General features: G+C 57.6%; 12 protein-coding genes and 5 tRNA genes. 13 read left to right on the forward strand and 4 right to left on the reverse strand.

Annotated elements, in window-relative coordinates:
* Positions 1–144 precede the first annotated feature (144 nt).
* Entirely contained in the window at positions 145–708 is a 564-nt protein-coding gene (locus AC05K6_RS04365; protein WP_293791133.1) for a gluconokinase, read from the forward strand.
* A gap of 9 nt (positions 709–717) precedes the next feature.
* On the opposite strand, the gene phoU is transcribed toward AC05K6_RS04365, so the two are convergent.
* Both phoU and dusB read right to left on the reverse strand, forming a co-directional pair.
* Entirely contained in the window at positions 718–1458 is a 741-nt protein-coding gene (phoU, locus tag AC05K6_RS04370) for a phosphate signaling complex protein PhoU (protein WP_476727875.1), read from the reverse strand.
* Between the two features lie 80 nt (positions 1459–1538).
* The gene (dusB, locus tag AC05K6_RS04375) at positions 1539–2663 is read right to left on the reverse strand and encodes a tRNA dihydrouridine synthase DusB (protein WP_476727890.1); all 1125 of its coding nucleotides are present in this window, start codon (positions 2661–2663) and stop codon (positions 1539–1541) included.
* Between the two features lie 342 nt (positions 2664–3005).
* On the opposite strand from dusB, the gene AC05K6_RS04380 reads away from it, so the two are divergent.
* The 8 genes from AC05K6_RS04380 to AC05K6_RS04415 all read left to right on the forward strand — a co-directional run bounded on the left by AC05K6_RS04380 (position 3006) and on the right by AC05K6_RS04415 (position 7100).
* Positions 3006–4511: an acetyl-CoA hydrolase/transferase family protein gene (locus tag AC05K6_RS04380; protein ID WP_473963475.1), complete on the forward strand. Its 1506-nt coding sequence runs from the start codon at positions 3006–3008 to the stop codon at positions 4509–4511.
* Between the two features lie 97 nt (positions 4512–4608).
* Positions 4609–4681 (forward strand) — tRNA-Lys (locus AC05K6_RS04385).
* A gap of 132 nt (positions 4682–4813) precedes the next feature.
* Positions 4814–5902, forward strand: coding sequence for an alkene reductase (locus tag AC05K6_RS04390; RefSeq protein ID WP_476727876.1), 1089 nt, complete (start codon positions 4814–4816; stop codon positions 5900–5902).
* Between the two features lie 132 nt (positions 5903–6034).
* Positions 6035–6107: transfer RNA gene (locus AC05K6_RS04395), tRNA-Glu, on the forward strand.
* Position 6108: 1 nt separating this feature from the next.
* A tRNA-Asp gene (locus tag AC05K6_RS04400) sits at positions 6109–6182 on the forward strand.
* 252 nt (positions 6183–6434) lie between these two features.
* Positions 6435–6508 (forward strand) — tRNA-Asp (locus AC05K6_RS04405).
* A 35-nt stretch (positions 6509–6543) separates the two neighbouring features.
* A tRNA-Phe gene (locus AC05K6_RS04410) sits at positions 6544–6616 on the forward strand.
* 139 nt (positions 6617–6755) lie between these two features.
* Positions 6756–7100, forward strand: a complete 345-nt coding sequence (locus tag AC05K6_RS04415; protein ID WP_476727891.1) for a GNAT family N-acetyltransferase — start codon at positions 6756–6758, stop codon at positions 7098–7100.
* Between the two features lie 57 nt (positions 7101–7157).
* On the opposite strand, the gene epsC is transcribed toward AC05K6_RS04415, so the two are convergent.
* A complete protein-coding gene (gene epsC / locus AC05K6_RS04420; protein WP_476727877.1) occupies positions 7158–7742 on the reverse strand; it encodes a serine O-acetyltransferase EpsC in 585 nt (194 codons plus the stop codon).
* 161 nt (positions 7743–7903) lie between these two features.
* Positions 7904–8839 carry a cysteine synthase A gene (gene cysK / locus AC05K6_RS04425; RefSeq protein ID WP_476727878.1) on the reverse strand — a complete coding sequence of 312 codons (936 nt, stop codon included), beginning with the start codon at positions 8837–8839 and terminating at the stop codon, positions 7904–7906.
* Positions 8840–8999: 160 nt separating this feature from the next.
* On the opposite strand from cysK, the gene AC05K6_RS04430 reads away from it, so the two are divergent.
* The 4 genes from AC05K6_RS04430 (at position 9000) to murA (ending at position 12734) form a co-directional block, all read left to right on the forward strand.
* Complete coding sequence (locus tag AC05K6_RS04430) at positions 9000–9827, forward strand: enoyl-CoA hydratase-related protein (protein WP_476727879.1); 828 nt, start codon at positions 9000–9002, stop codon at positions 9825–9827.
* 58 nt (positions 9828–9885) lie between these two features.
* Positions 9886–10401: a DUF2505 family protein gene (locus tag AC05K6_RS04435; protein ID WP_476727880.1), complete on the forward strand. Its 516-nt coding sequence runs from the start codon at positions 9886–9888 to the stop codon at positions 10399–10401.
* Positions 10402–10559: 158 nt separating this feature from the next.
* The gene (ramA, locus tag AC05K6_RS04440) at positions 10560–11420 is read left to right on the forward strand and encodes an acetate metabolism transcriptional regulator RamA (protein WP_293791142.1); all 861 of its coding nucleotides are present in this window, start codon (positions 10560–10562) and stop codon (positions 11418–11420) included.
* Between the two features lie 57 nt (positions 11421–11477).
* Positions 11478–12734: a UDP-N-acetylglucosamine 1-carboxyvinyltransferase gene (gene murA / locus AC05K6_RS04445; protein WP_476727881.1), complete on the forward strand. Its 1257-nt coding sequence runs from the start codon at positions 11478–11480 to the stop codon at positions 12732–12734.
* The last annotated feature ends 413 nt before the right edge of the window (positions 12735–13147 follow it).

The following is a 13147-nucleotide window of genomic DNA, read 5'->3' on the forward strand; positions in this document are numbered from 1 at the left end:
AAGTGTCATATTGGCCGGTTCATGCTGAGCCTGCCACCCACTAGCGGGGTTCCGGGTACACCGGAACCCCGCTTTTGGCGTCAATAGCAAAAAGAAACGGCATACTGGAGGCAGTGAAGGCCCCGCAACCAGAAAGGAAGCACCATGTCTGGCACAGAGCCTAGCCCGAAGGCACCGGCAACCCTCCACATCGTAGTGATGGGAGTAAGCGGCAGCGGCAAGACAACGTTGGCACGCGCCATCGCCGAGAAGACCGGCTGGCAGCTCCAAGAAGCAGATGACCTGCACCCGGAGGGCGCATTGGAGATCCTGCAAGACGGCCGACTACCCGCTGAGCACCATCGCAAGAAGTGGTTGGGCACCGTGCGGGACTGGATCGCGGGAGAGGCCGCTAAAGGGAACAACACGGTGACAGCCTGCACCGCACTGCGCATTGACCACCGGGAGATCTTAAGCGACATCGGGGAGGGTGCGACGGTGTTCTACGTGCACCTATACGGCACCGAAGATGTACTTGCAGAGCGGATGGAAAATCGGGTTGGCGATGTTGACATGCCACGCGAACTTTTGGTCGCGCAATTGGAGGATCTACAGCGCCTCACGCCGGGGGAGAAGGGCATACAGCTCGATGTACGCCGTACCCCGGAACAGTTGCTCGATGATTCCCTCAACGCTGCCATGTTTGCCCAAAAGGCCTACAGCAGCTAGCGGATTCTACTAGTAGTCGAAGTTCGTGTCGTAGCGATAGCGCAGTTCGTCGAACTTCTTACGGAAGCGCTCCTCGAGTTCATCGTCCTCTTGCTTTCGCTGGTACTCCTCCGGAGTGAGACCCGTGGCAATGAAGACGATGCGATTGCCGATTTCCACCGCATGGTCCGAGTAGCGCTCCAAGTAACGGGAAAGCAACGTGATGTCTACAGCCTCACGCACGGAATGGGGCCAGTCTCGCTGAGTAGTGAGCTGAAAGAGGTGGCGGTGGATGTCGTCGATCGCGTCGTCATCCTTGATGAAATCAAGCGCAGTCTGAACATTGTGATCGCGTAGCAGCTCTTGGATCTTCTCCGCGGATTGGTCGCACTGGCGCGCCATTTCTTCGATATAGGGGCGTAGGGGTGCCGGTACTGCATTTTCTGGATGACGCCGCCGCGCCACCTTCGCCACATGCACCGCAAGCGCGCCCATGCGGGTGAAATCCTCGACAATATGCTGGCCTGCGACGACGAAGCGCAAGTCGCGCGCAACAGGTGCCTCGAGAGCCAAAAGTTGGAAGGCCGCCGCAACCGAATTGACGCGAAGATCCTCCAGCGTATCTATGCTACTGAGAACCTTCTCCGCGAGCTCGAGATCAGTTTCCAGGAGAGAACGAGTGGCGGAATTGAGGGTAGTGCGAACGAAATCCGCCATGAGTGAAATGTTGTGGTTAAAGTCCCGGAGCTGGTTTCGGTACTCTTTGCGCATGCCCAGCACTATAGTCTGTGGTTTTTGATTGTGCTGGCGTTCAACCCCCGATGTTTAGCCCCTACAAATGACCTTAGGGTTTAGCCACCGCTATTTTCGATGTCGGCACCATCGGGCACCGTCTCATCCTCCGGGTCGTCCAGCCAACCATCGGGCAGCGCAACCTTAGCTGGGGAGCCTTGGCGACCGCGAGCACCATCGGCGTCCTCGGCCAAGGCGGGTGAGTCCCAAACCTCACTCAAAGCAGTCTTCAACTCATCCAGGCTGCTGACTCGCGACAGGCTGCGGCGCAGTTCGCCGCCAGCTGGGAAGCCGCGGAGGTACCAGGTCATGTGCTTGCGTAGATCCCGGCAGGCTTTCTGCTCACCGTCGTGGGCCGCCAGAAGCTCGGCGTGTCGAAGGATGATGCGAGCGACTTCTCCCAAGGTGGGTTGAGAGGGGATTGGCAGCCCGCGTAGCTCTGCCGACAGTTCTGCGAATAGCCACGGCCGCCCCAGGCACCCCCGGCCAACGACGACGCCATCACAGCCGGTCTGTTCCATCATTGCCCGGGCATCTGTCGCCTTGAAGATATCGCCATTTCCCAGAACGGGAATGCCAGTGTGAGCCAGGTGTTGCTTTAGGCGCGCGATCTCATTCCAATTCGCGTGGCCGGAGTATCGCTGCGCAGCCGTGCGACCGTGGAGCGCTACGGCAGCCGCGCCTTCTTCCACTGCGATGCGACCTGCATCCAGATGTGTGTGGTGTTCATCGTCGATGCCGACGCGCATCTTTACGGTGACCGGGATATCCGTACCTTCAGTCGCTTTGACCGCTGCAGCGACGATGTTGCCAAAGAGCTTGCGCTTATAGGGCAAGGCGGAACCGCCACCGCGACGGGTGACTTTCGGCACGGGACAGCCGAAGTTCATATCGATATGGTCGGCGAGGTTCTCGTCGACAATCATCTTTGCTGCCTTGTAGGTGTACTCCGGGTCAGTCGTGTACAGCTGCAGGCTTCGCGGACTCTCGTCCGGAGCAAAGGTTGTCATATGCAGAGTTTTCGGATTGCGCTCGACCAGCGCTCGCGCAGTTACCATCTCGCATACATAGAGGCCGGCGACAGAGCCCATGCGCTCGCGTTCTTGTTCGCGGCACAGGCTGCGAAAAGCGACGTTCGTCACGCCGGCCATGGGAGCCAGAACCACAGGGGAGTCGAGCTGCATCCTGCCGATCTGCAGCCCCCGGAAGCCGGTGGTGTTTTGCGGGCGATCGGAACTGTGTTGGCCTCGAACGGCAGTATTAGCAGGGGTGGCACTGCTGGTTGCGCGGTTCGCGGTGGTGGAGGTGGGGGTTGCGGTCGATGTAGTCACGGGCACCATTCTCACACTGGGGAGGGAAGAATACCAAAGGGCGTCAAGAGCTGCCGTAAAACATAGGCCGAAGTAGCAACATTGATTGTTCAACAATAGGCTGGACGGTGAAGGCGAGCTAAGTCACATTTATGTAGGCTGAGAAAACAAAGCGGAGAAACCGCTACTCGCTACACCGCAATCGAGGAGGAACCGATGTCTGAGCGCATTGCCAACGAGTTTTATAAGTCCAAGGTCGTTTCTGCGGAGGAGGCGGCGCAGTTCGTCAACCATGGAGACAAGGTTGGCATGTCTGGCTTCACCGGCGCGGGTTATCCCAAGGCTTTGCCTAGCGCCATCGCGAAGAAAGCTAAGGAGCTGCATGAGCGAGGCGAAGACTTCCAAATCGACGTGTTTACCGGAGCTTCCACCGCTCCCGATTGCGACGGTGTACTGGCGGAAGCGGATGCAGTGCGTTACCGCACCCCTTACGCCTCTGACCCGACGATGCGCAAGAAGATCAACGCGGGTGAGATCCTGTACCAGGACATCCACCTTTCCCACCTGGGTCAGCAGGTAGAGGAGGGCTTCTTCGGCAATCTCGACGTTGCCGTGGTGGAAGCTGTGCGTATTGACGAAGCTGGCAACATCATTCCTTCCTCGGCTGTGGGTAACAACGTGGAGTACCTAAACTCTGCGCGCAAGATCATTATCGAGGTGAATGAGTGGCAGTCTCTCGACCTGGAGGGCATGCACGACATTTACAAGATCCAGGATCTGCCTAACCGCACCCCAATTCCGATCAACCGCCCCGGCGACCGCATTGGCACCACCTTCATTCCAGTGGATCAAAACAAGGTCGTAGCTGTTGTAAAGACCAATGCGGAGGATCGCAATGCACCGTTCAAGCCGACCGACGAGATCTCCGAAAAGATCGCCGGCCACTTCCTAGATCTGCTGGAGGGAGAGGTTGAGGCAGGGCGCCTCACATACGACGGCTACATTATGCAGTCCGGCGTCGGAAACGTTCCGAACGCTGTGATGGCAGGCCTGCTGGACTCTAAGTTCGAAAACATTCAGGCCTACACCGAGGTGATCCAGGACGGCATGCTGGATCTTATCGACAATGGCAAGATGACCGTCGCCTCCGCTACTTCTTTCGCGCTATCTCCGGACTATGCAAAGAAGATGAATGAAGAGGCTAAGCGCTACCGCGAGCACATTGTCCTGCGTCCGCAGCAGATCTCTAACCACCCTGAGGTAATTCGCCGCACTGGTCTGATCGCGTCTAATGGCATGATCGGTTGCGACATTTACGGCAATGTGAACTCCACCAACGTGGCGGGCTCTCGCGTTATGAATGGTATCGGTGGCTCCGGTGACTTCACGCGTAACGCGTTCCTGTCCACCTTTATCTCGCCGTCCACAGCGAAGGATGGTGCGATCTCCGCGGTCGTTCCTTTCGCTTCCCACATTGACCACACGGAGCACGACACTATGGTCGTAATCACTGAGTATGGTTATGCCGATCTGCGTGGTCTCGCGCCGCGTCAGCGCGTCCCGAAGATCATCTCCATCGCTCACCCGGATTATCGTCCGCTGCTGGAGGAGTACTATGAGCGTGCGTGCTCTGAGGGGCACTATCTGCAGACTCCGCACGATCTGAAGACCGCTTTTGATTTCCACATCAACCTGGCGGAGAAGGGCTCTATGAAGGGCTAAAGCCGGGTTCATGGTTGGGCGCATGTCTGTTGCGCGTAGCTATGTGGTGGGGGTAATTTTCTGCTTCGCATAGGCGTTAGATAGAATGCTCCCCGTTGGGCCTTTAGCTCAGTTGGTAGAGCTACGGACTTTTAATCCGCAGGTCGTGGGTTCGAGCCCCACAGGGCCCACTTTCGCAATTACCCCGTCGCGGCGCTTCCATGGAGATCATGGGTGCGCTGTGGCGGGGTTTTGGTGTTGTCGGCTGGGAATTAGTGCGCGGAAGTTGGAACAATCTTGCGCGAAATTCCGTTGAGAGTGACATGTCAACATTGTTTTCTTCCTTGGATCTTGGCCGTTATAACTTGAGCAACCGTGTGACCATGGCAGCGCTGACACGTCAGCGTGCAGGCCACAGCGGCCTGCCGAGCGAACTGCATGCGAAGTACTATTCCCAGCGCGCCAGCGCCGGGCTGGTCGTTACCGAAGGCACCTTCCCCGCGTGGACGAATCGTGCGTTTCCGGGCCAGGCGGGCATTGCAAGCGATGAGCACGCGGCTGGATGGCGCGACGTGGCTAATGAGGTGCACAACGCCAACGGAGTTATTTTCATGCAGATCATGCACGGTGGACGCACCAGCCACCCGGATCTCATTGATGGAGCTCAAGCAGAAGCGCCCAGCGCGCTGAATTGGGATGGACAGGTTCGTGGATTCGCTGGAAAAATGTCGGCTCCAGTGCCGCGCGCTCTGGAAACAGAGGAAATTCCGCGAATCGTAGAGGAATTCCGCAGCGCTGCGCGGCGGGCTATCGACGCGGGAATTGACGGCGTGGAAATCCACAACGCAAACGGCTATTTGCTTCACGAGTTTTTGGCGCCTTCGTCCAATCAACGTGAGGATGAGTTCGGCGGCAGTTCGGAAAACCGTTGGCGTCTGTCGGAGATGGTAATCCGCGCGCTAGTAGAAGAAATCGGCGCCGACCGCGTAGGAGTGCGCTTCTCGCCAGGGCACAATGTGCAAGGGGTCATTGAGGAAGACGAGGCGGACATGGTGGCCACATATGGAGGTCTACTGGATGCCATCGCCCTGTTGAACCTTGCCTATGTGTCTTTCCTGCACGCGCACCCGGAAAGCGAGCTGATCTCGACTCTGGCAAATAAGGCTCGCGCCAACGGTGTGACAAAGGTACTCATGAACGACGGTTTCGGCACCGTGACTACTCAGGAGGATGCGCAGCGTGAGCTAGAGCTGGACTACGTGGATGCTGTCGTAGTCGGCCGTCAGTTGATTGCCAACCCGGACTTGGTGCGCCGCTGGCGCGAGGATTTGCCCCTCAATGAGCCAGATCAGTCCACGTTCTACGTGGGTGGTGAGCGTGGCTACACGGATTACCCGTCTGTCTCTGACTAGTGCGTAGTCGTAGCGGGGTAGGGGGGCTGCTTTGCCCACCTCAACGGGCGATTTGTTCTGTCGCTGGCCCCTGGTTTAAACTGATCAAGCTGCTAAGCAAGCCTGCGGTGATTCGTTGGCTTACTTTGTAGAGCTCCCATCGTCTAGAGGCCTAGGACCCCGCCCTTTCACGGCGGTAACACGGGTTCGAATCCCGTTGGGAGTACGGCCCTGTGGCGCAGTTGGTTAGCGCGCCGCCCTGTCACGGCGGAGGTCGCGGGTTCAAGTCCCGTCAGGGTCGCAAGTTAAGAGCTTTTTGGAGTCTTTCCGGTGTTTGTGCGCCGGGAGGGCTCTTTTCTTTTTGCTTTCTTTTTGACGCCCACATTCTCCAAGCGATTCATACTTCGACAGTGAAGCGAAGTTATTCCAGAAACTGTCGTTGAACAGCTGATTTGCCTTAGAAGTTTGTCACTGTGTAGAGTCTATTCTCGTGCAACAGACGGCTTAGACAAGTTGTTGTCTGGTCGTTTTATTTAGTTGTGCAGGCAATGTTGGCCCTGTGGCGCAGTTGGTTAGCGCGCCGCCCTGTCACGGCGGAGGTCGCGGGTTCAAGTCCCGTCAGGGTCGCTTCGATGTTCGAATCGGAAGCGGTCGAGCACGAAGGCCAGATAGCTCAGTTGGTAGAGCGTTCGCCTGAAAAGTGAAAGGTCGCCGGTTCGATCCCGGCTCTGGCCACATTCCAACCCCGGTAGCAATGACGCTACCGGGGTTTTGCCGTGTTTCTGCCTCTGTGCGTCAACGTACACTGGCGGTGTACGACATGGACGCTATAAACGTTGTTTCGGTACTGAGTAGTCGAGTGCCGAGTAGTCGAATGCAGCGTAGTCGAGTACAGAGCAAACGGCAGAGAAGCGAAAGGAAAGACACCGCAATGTCAGTCACGAAGAGCATTGTTCACGATGAAGACCAGGGTCGTTTTGTCATCTACGTCGATGACCAGGAGGCTGGCTTTGCAGAGTACTCCCAGGCTGATGGGGTACGAGACTTCAACCACACTGTGGTGGATCCGAAGTACCGCGGTCAGGGCTTGTCTAAGCCTCTTATTAGTGAGGCTCTGCTGGGTACAAAGGAGGCGAACCTAAAGATTAAGGCCAGCTGCTCGGCTGTCGCGGCGTTCGTGGAGAAGAATCCGGAATTCAGAGAGCTGCTGGCCTCGTAGCGTTACTAAAGACGGGGGCTTGAAGGGAAGGCCCCGCAGGGGCGCTGTGGTGAACGCTTAGATGTTGTTCTGCATGTCGTCGACCCACTTCACGGCGTCCACCAGCGGAGTGTTCTGCTCCGGCTTGCGGGGACGAATCTTTGCCGGAATGCCGGTGAGGATTGAGTGTGGGGGAGCATCCTTGGTAACCACGGCGTTGGCGCCAATCGCGGAGCCCTCGCCGATGGTGATGGGCCCCAGAACCTTTGCACCAGCACCGATCATCACCCCATCGCCGATGGTGGGGTGGCGCTTGCATTGAACAAGCTCGGACCCTCCGAGGGTTACCCCGTGATACAGCATCACGTCATCGCCGATTTCCGCTGTTTCACCGATGACCACTCCCATGCCGTGGTCGATAAAGAACCTCCGGCCGATGGTGGCGCCCGGGTGGATCTCAATGCCGGTTAGAGCGCGAGTGGCCTGGCTAATGATGCGGGCGATGCTGCGGTGGCCGCGCGTCCACAGTGCGTGGGAGACACGGTGCGCCCAGATGGCGTGAAGGCCGGAGTACACGATGGCGTTTTCCACGTCGCCACGGGCCGCTGGGTCGTGCTCGCGGGCATTGTTAAGATCCTCGCGGATGCGTCCAAGAATGCTCAAGGGTGTGGTCTTTCGGTCGGAGGTTATAGAGGGGCGGGAGATAGGTGCCCTAAAGAACTTTCGCAGCCACTATAACGAGAAGGCGCTGCCTCCTATTTCACCGCAAGGCGGAAAAAGGGGGGGTAGCGCCTACTTCTGTGGCTGGGATGCTGGGCGGAGAACTAGTCGCGCAGGTCGTCGAATAGCAGGGTGGAGACGTAGCGCTCGCCGAAGTCCGGAACGATAACGACGATGGTCTTGCCCTCGTTCTCGTCCTTCTTGGCCTCTTCTAGTGCTGCCCAGACGGCGGCACCGGAGGAGATGCCGGAGAGAATGCCCTCGGCCTTGGCTAGCTCGCGTGCGGTCGTGGTGGCGTTCTCCAGCGGAACATCGATGACGCGATCCAGGATGTCCTTGTTGAGGTTCTCCGGGAAGAAGTTGGTGCCCAGGCCTTGGATCTTGTGCGGTCCGAAGCGGCCTTCGGTCAGCAACGGGGAGTCTGCTGGCTCTACGCCAACGATCTCGATCTTTTCGTTCTTTTCCTTCAGGTACTTCGCTGCGCCGGAGATGGTACCGCCGGTGCCCACACCTGCAACGAAAATGTCTACCTCGCCGTCGGTGTCTTCCCAGATCTCTGGACCAGTGGTGTTGTAGTGGATCTCTGGGTTGGCCGGGTTAGCGAACTGGCGTGCCAGGATGGCGTTATCGGTGCTCTCAACGATCTCGTTGGCCTTATCTACCGCGCCCTGCATGCCGCCGGGGCCGGGGGTGAGTACGAGCTCTGCGCCCAGGGCACGCAGCATAATACGACGCTCGTTCGACATGGTCTCCGGCATGGTTAGGACAACCTTGTAGCCCTTCGCGGCGCCAACCATTGCTAGTGCGATACCGGTATTGCCGGAGGTTGCCTCGACAATGGTGCCGCCCGGCTTCAACGTGCCGTCCTTCTCAGCTGCCTCGATGATGGCCTTACCGATGCGATCCTTCACGGAGTTGGCCGGATTAAAAGCTTCTAGCTTCAACAGCACATTAGCCTTCAGGCCTTCGCCGAAGGCGCCCAGCTTAACTAGGGGAGTGCCGCCGATGAGCTCGGTGATGTTGTTGTAAATCTTCGCCATGGGGGCGATCCTTTCATTCTAGACTGATCGGTCTATATTGGGTAGTCTACACCTCTTTGTCGGCCTACACCACTGTTGAGTTTGGCCGCTCTCTCGTGACGCCCTTTCGCACCCAAAGCTTTGCCAGAATCTCAGACGCAGATTCAGGGGATTTGGTTCAATGGCAACCATGACTTCCGAAAACCAGACTTCAGTAAATCCCGTGAACCCCGACCAGCCTTATGAAACCATTCAGGTAGCCGTCAATGGTGCCGTCGCAACGATCACCCTGGATCGACCAAAGGCACTTAACGCGCTGAACAGTGCTGTGCTTTCCGAAATCGTTCCGGCTGCTCAGGCGTTGGATGCCGACCCGGCGATTGGCGCAATCGTCATCACCGGCAGCGAAAAGAGTTTTGCTGCCGGTGCCGATATCAAGGAAATGAAGGACGAGGTCTACCCAGAGGTAGCCGAAAAGCGCCTCTTTGGAGATTGGGAAAAGTTGGCCCAGCTGAAGACCCCGCTGATCACCGCGGTCTCCGGATTTGCTCTCGGCGGCGGCTGCGAACTAGCTATGCTGGGCGATATTCTGCTGGCTAGCGAGTCCGCCAAGTTCGGACAGCCGGAGATCACATTGGGCATTATTCCGGGTATGGGTGGCACCCAGCGACTAACTCGTGCCGTGGGGAAGTACAAGGCCATGGATCTGATCCTTACTGGGCGCATGATGGATGCCGAGGAGGCTGAACGCTGTGGCTTGGTTTCCCGGATTCTGCCGGCAGAGGGCTTCGCCGACGAGGTTCAAAAGGTAGCGGCGAAGGTTGCAAGCATGTCCCACGTTGCACTGGCCGCCGCCACTGAGATGGTGGACGAGGCATACCGCTCCACTCTGGATGAGGGCGTGGAGGCTGAGCGCCAGCAGTTCTGGCGCCTGTTCGACACTGCGGATCAGAAGGAAGGCATGGCCGCCTTCGTGGAGAAGCGTAAGCCGGAGTGGAAGCACTGCTAGGCGCTAGCCCCCAAACATTGCCAACCCCTCCTTGGTTAAACCTGGCACAATTGCGGCTATGGCACATTCCAAGCAAGTCAACCGCACCATTGAACTGTCCATTCACGAGGTCTACGAGGTTGTCTCGGGCGAACGGTTCCTTCTGACCGATGAGGGAATGGTTGAGAAGTCGGACTCTCAAATTGTTGAGGCGGAGCGGAAAGAGCTCCCCGATGGTCGAGTGTGGGCGCGGGTTGGCGTGAGGGCGTCCCAAAAAGAGCTAGAAGAGCTTTCCGAGGACAAGAACAAGCCCCTAGCTTTCCAAGAAACCTATGTGTCGCAACTAGACGAAGAAGGTGCGTTCGAGGCGACGTCGACGATGGAGCTGCCGATGGGGATGGGGACAATGGAAACCCGTTTTATCTATGTGGCGGCGGATTCAGACCTGACAACGGTCGAGGCGATCCTCACGGCAAAAGCATCAATCCCATTGATCTCAGGCAAGCTGGAAAAGCACCTGCTCAAAACTTCGGACAAGGTTGTCGACGATAGCCTGGCGCGCATTCGGAATCTAAGTGTCACGGAGGCTCAATAAGACCCCAAAAAGGTTAGGAGTGGATGTGCACCTTTTTGCTGATGAAAGCATGGGGGCAGTTTTGGGGGTAGCTAGGGGGTGAACTATACTCCCTACTCACACGGCGTCTATGCCCGCGAAAGGCTAGGCGCCACAGGTCAAGTTTGAGGAGTGAACAGGTGGACCAGCAGCGGCAACGCGATGACGAAGATGTCATCATTTCTGCGCTGAATTCTCTAAAAAACGCGACTGGCATCCCGGTGACGATGTACGCGGCGAGCTCCGCCGAAGGAAAGCTGCGGATCTCCAAGTGGGTAGGGCTGCGCACGCCGGCGCTGCACAACCTTGAGATTGCACCAGGCGCAGGCGTCGGTGGCCGCGTCGTAACCACCCGCCGTCCCGTAGGAGTCTCCGACTACACCCGGGCTAAGTCCATTAGCCACGACTTTGACCGTCACATTCGAGATGAAGGACTGCACTCCGTAGTTGCCGTGCCCGTGATCGTGAAGCGCGAGGTGCGGGGCGTGCTGTATGCGGGCGTGCACTCTCGTGCTCGCATGGGAGACAAGGTGCTCGAAGAGGTCACCATGACCGCGCGTTGCCTGGAGCAGGACATTGCAGTCAATGAGGCGCTGCGTACGAATGAGGCCGGTCGTGGTGCAAACGCGGCGGCGTCCTCCACAAATAAGCAGGTGCGATCGATGTCCGGCGCCGAATGGGAACAGGTGCGCGCCACTCACAGCAAGCTTCGCATGCTCGCAAACCGTGTGGGTGACGATGAACTGCGGCGAGATCTTGAAGTCCTATGCGACCAAATGGTCTCCCCAGTGCGCGTGAAGCAGACCACCAAGCTTTCTGCGCGTGAGCTGGATGTTTTGGCCTGCGTGGCTCTCGGTCACACCAATGTGGAAGCCGCAGCCGAGATGGGGATTGGTGCAGAGACGGTGAAGAGCTACCTACGCTCTGTCATGCGCAAGCTCGGAGCGCACACTCGCTACGAGGCTGTTAACGCAGCACGGCGTATCGGCGCACTGCCCTGATCTAGCCCTGTTTCTCGCCCCGCCATGAGTGGGGCGATTTTTTGTAGGCTAGGGGGCGTGAAAGACAGCTTCGTAGTAACCGGTGGAACCAGGCTGCAGGGCGCCATCAAGGTGTCCGGCGCAAAGAACAGCGTGCTTAAGCTCATGTCAGCTGCACTTTTGGCGCCTGGAACCACCACGTTGACTAACTGCCCAGAAATTGCCGATGTGCCCTACATGGCCGAGGTTCTGCGTGGCCTGGGCTGCGAGGTGGAGCTCGACGGTTCTGTCGTTCGCATCACCACTCCTGAGGAAATCGAGTACAACGCGGACTTCGAGGCCGTACGTCAGTTCCGTGCATCCGTCGCGGTCTTGGGGCCGCTAACTTCTCGTCGCCATAGGGCGCGGGTCGCCCTTCCCGGTGGTGACGCCATCGGTTCCCGTCCTCTTGATATGCACCAATCTGGACTGGAATTACTTGGAGCAACCACCAAGATTGAGCATGGTTGCCTGGTCGCCGAAGCCGAAGAGCTCCATGGCGCTCAGATCAAATTGGACTTCCCCTCGGTGGGGGCAACGGAGAATATTCTGACTGCCGCCGTTTTGGCAGAGGGAACCACCACCTTGGATAACGCGGCACGGGAGCCAGAGATCGTGGATCTGTGCAACATGCTTGTGGAAATGGGAGCCAAGATCAGTGGAGCCGGATCTAACACGATCACCGTGGAGGGAGTGGAGCGACTAAACCCGGTGAAGCACGAGGTCGTGGGTGATCGTATCGTCGCCGGCACCTGGGCTTATGCAGCGGCGATGACACAGGGCGACATCACGGTCGGTGGTATTGATCCGCAGCATCTGCATTTGGTGTTGGAGAAGCTAAAACTGGCGGGCGCCCAGGTGGAGACGTATCCGACTGGGTTCCGAGTGGTGCAGGTAGAGCGTCCGAAGGCGGTGGATTATCAGACGTTGCCGTTCCCAGGGTTCCCGACAGACCTGCAGCCGATGGCTATTGCGCTGTGCACCGTGAGTGAGGGGATGAGCGTGATTACGGAGAACATCTTCGAGTCTCGCTTCCGCTTTGTCGATGAGATGATGCGCCTGGGGGCGGACGCAAGTATTGATGGCCACCACGTAGTGATCCGCGGAAGGGAGCGGCTCTCTTCGGCTCCGGTATGGAGTTCTGACATTCGAGCCGGTGCCGGTTTGGTGCTGGCTGGCTTGGTTGCAGACGGGCAGACCGAAGTGCACGACGTGTACCACATCGACCGTGGCTACCCGGAGTTCCCGGAGCAGTTGCGCTCCTTGGGGGCAGAGATCGAGCGAGTCCAGCGTTAGAAGCGTTTGATGATGCTTAGGAACCGGTGTTGACCTGGTTGTTTGTGTTTGTGTTTGGGTGTGTGTACATTTATTCGAGTCAGCGCGACACGGCGCTGTGAGTGAGTAGCTTGCAGCAAGCCTTTGATGAGCGTGTCTGGCTAATCATTTGAAAGCTGTAAAAACAGTCTTTGTTGTGTGCGAGTGCAACGGGTTGTTTACCGGGAATTTGCTTTTGATTCACGGTTGCTTTACACTCGTAATCCGTCGCAACGTGGCTGCCACTGTTGATGTGGTGTTGTTTGTTGTGTGCGTAGGTTGTTTGAGAACTCAATAGCGTGATGAACCAAGTTTAGATACTTTGTTGACCAACCTTTGTGTTGATTCTGATGCATTGTATGTCTTTTGCTTTGTGACTTGTTTCAGCTTCTCGT

The organism is Corynebacterium sp. TUM25020 (genome assembly GCF_056388495.1).

What these genes read in the sequence shown, in the direction of transcription:
- AC05K6_RS04365 (WP_293791133.1), top strand. Translation starts at nt 145, where the DNA reads ATGTCTGGCACAGAGCCTAGCCCGAAGGCACCGGCAACCCTCCACATC.
- phoU (WP_476727875.1), bottom strand. Translation starts at nt 1,458, where the DNA reads ATGCGCAAAGAGTACCGAAACCAGCTCCGGGACTTTAACCACAACATT.
- dusB (WP_476727890.1), bottom strand. Translation starts at nt 2,663, where the DNA reads ATGCAGCTCGACTCCCCTGTGGTTCTGGCTCCCATGGCCGGCGTGACG.
- AC05K6_RS04380 (WP_473963475.1), top strand. Translation starts at nt 3,006, where the DNA reads ATGTCTGAGCGCATTGCCAACGAGTTTTATAAGTCCAAGGTCGTTTCT.
- AC05K6_RS04390 (WP_476727876.1), top strand. Translation starts at nt 4,814, where the DNA reads ATGTCAACATTGTTTTCTTCCTTGGATCTTGGCCGTTATAACTTGAGC.
- AC05K6_RS04415 (WP_476727891.1), top strand. Translation starts at nt 6,756, where the DNA reads ATGCAGCGTAGTCGAGTACAGAGCAAACGGCAGAGAAGCGAAAGGAAA.
- cysK (WP_476727878.1), bottom strand. Translation starts at nt 8,839, where the DNA reads ATGGCGAAGATTTACAACAACATCACCGAGCTCATCGGCGGCACTCCC.
- AC05K6_RS04430 (WP_476727879.1), top strand. Translation starts at nt 9,000, where the DNA reads ATGGCAACCATGACTTCCGAAAACCAGACTTCAGTAAATCCCGTGAAC.
- AC05K6_RS04435 (WP_476727880.1), top strand. Translation starts at nt 9,886, where the DNA reads ATGGCACATTCCAAGCAAGTCAACCGCACCATTGAACTGTCCATTCAC.